Genomic DNA, 302 nt, shown 5'->3' on the forward strand with positions numbered 1-302 from the left:
GTACGGACCGGTCGAACGTGCGTGCATCTTGTCGTCGACCAAGTGGTGCAGCTTCAGCATGTGCATCACGCCCAGCGTGACCGGACGCTCGAAGGCTTCACCGGTGCGGCCGTCGAACAGCGTGACCCTGTCTCTTATACACATCTCCGAGCCCACGAGACATGGCGCCTGATCTCGTATGCCGTCTTCTGCGTGAAAATGGGGGGGGGGGGGGGGGGGGGGGGGGGGGGGGGGGGGGGGGGGGGGGGGGGGGGGGGGGGGGGGGGGGGGGGGGGGGGGGGGGGGGGGGGGGGGGGGGGGGG

1 protein-coding gene is annotated in these 302 nt (G+C 73.2%); it reads right to left on the bottom strand.

The annotated features are described in order from the left end of the window. The coding region (locus JHD73_RS30165) for a hypothetical protein (protein WP_368735572.1) at positions 1-144 on the bottom strand (144 nt) is incomplete at its 3' end. Positions 145-302 lie beyond the last annotated feature (158 nt).

It is taken from the genome of Ralstonia sp. ASV6, assembly GCF_016429285.1.
GTDB lineage: Bacteria > Pseudomonadota > Gammaproteobacteria > Burkholderiales > Burkholderiaceae > Ralstonia > Ralstonia flaminis.